The organism is Pseudomonas reactans, from assembly GCF_013387025.1.
In the GTDB taxonomy this organism is placed as follows: Bacteria; Pseudomonadota; Gammaproteobacteria; order Pseudomonadales; family Pseudomonadaceae; genus Aquipseudomonas; species Aquipseudomonas reactans.
This window is the reverse complement of record NZ_JACAQP010000044.1, coordinates 1-1,190: the sequence shown is the minus strand read 5'-3', so window position 1 is coordinate 1,190 and position 1,190 is coordinate 1. Positions and strand designations below refer to the sequence as shown.

Genomic DNA, 1,190 nt, shown 5'->3' with positions numbered 1-1,190 from the left:
GGAAACTCTGAAAAAGACTTTCTGATTTGGCAAAATACCGCGACCCCACCCACCGAGTTTCCCGATGAAGCAGATGACCTTCGCCGACGCCGAGTACGCTGGCAAGCGCAAGCAAACCCGCAAGGAGTTGTTCCTGATCGAGATGGATCGGGTGGTGCCGTGGAAGGGCTTGATTGCTTTGATCGAGCCACATTATCCGAAAGGTGAAGGTGGCCGTCCGGCCTACCCGTTGATGGCGATGCTGCGTGTGCATCTGCTGCAGAACTGGTTCGGCTACAGCGATCCAGCGATGGAGGAAGCGCTGTACGAAACCACGATCCTGCGCCAGTTTGCCGGGCTGAACCTGGAGCGCATCCCCGACGAAACCACCATTCTCAACTTCCGCCGCTTGCTGGAGAAACACGAGCTGGCGGCCGGCATCCTCGCTGTCATCAATGGCTATCTGGGCGACCGCGGCCTGTCGCTGCGCCAGGGCACCATCGTCGATGCAACGCTGATCAATGCGCCCAGTTCGACCAAGAACAAGGACGGCAAGCGCGACCCGGAAATGCACCAGACCAAGAAGGGAAACCAGTATTATTTTGGCATGAAGGCCCACATCGGCGCCGATGACGAATCGGGTCTGGTGCACAGCGTAGTGGGCACGGCGGCCAATGTGGCGGATGTCACCCAGGTGGACAAATTGCTGCATGGCGACGAAAACGTGGTCTGCGCCGATGCAGGCTACACCGGTGTCGAAAAGCGGCCCGAGCATGAAGGACGTGAAGTTATCTGGCAGGTGGCGGCACGCCGCAGCACCTACAAAAAACTCGATAAGCGCAGCGTGCTGTACAAAGCCAAGCGCAAGATTGAAAAGGCCAAGGCTCAGGTGCGCGCCAAGGTCGAGCATCCGTTCCGGGTAATCAAGCGCCAGTTCGGTTACACCAAGGTGCGCTTTCGCGGCTTGGCCAAAAACACGGCGCAACTGGTGACACTGTTCGCTCTGTCGAACCTGTGGATGGCGCGCCGACATTTACTGACGAATGCAGGAGAGGTGCGCCTGTAATGCGGGAAATGGCCACCGGAGTGGGGTCCGGGTGGCGAAAACGTAAGAAATACTCGTCGAATTGATTGTTTTTTGATCATTTGGCGAGTTTAAAAGTTGCGCTAGGTGGTATGCCGGGGAAATACATGGCTACTTCAGACCATCC

The 1,190-nt window shown here is 57.2% G+C and carries 1 protein-coding gene; it reads left to right on the top strand.

Features of this window, described 5'->3' with window-relative positions; translation table 11 throughout:
- Positions 1 to 64: 64 nt before the first annotated feature.
- A complete protein-coding gene (locus HX793_RS28975) occupies positions 65 to 1,045 on the top strand; it encodes an IS5-like element IS1384 family transposase (protein WP_010466230.1) in 981 nt (326 codons plus the stop codon).
- The last annotated feature ends 145 nt before the right edge of the window (positions 1,046 to 1,190 follow it).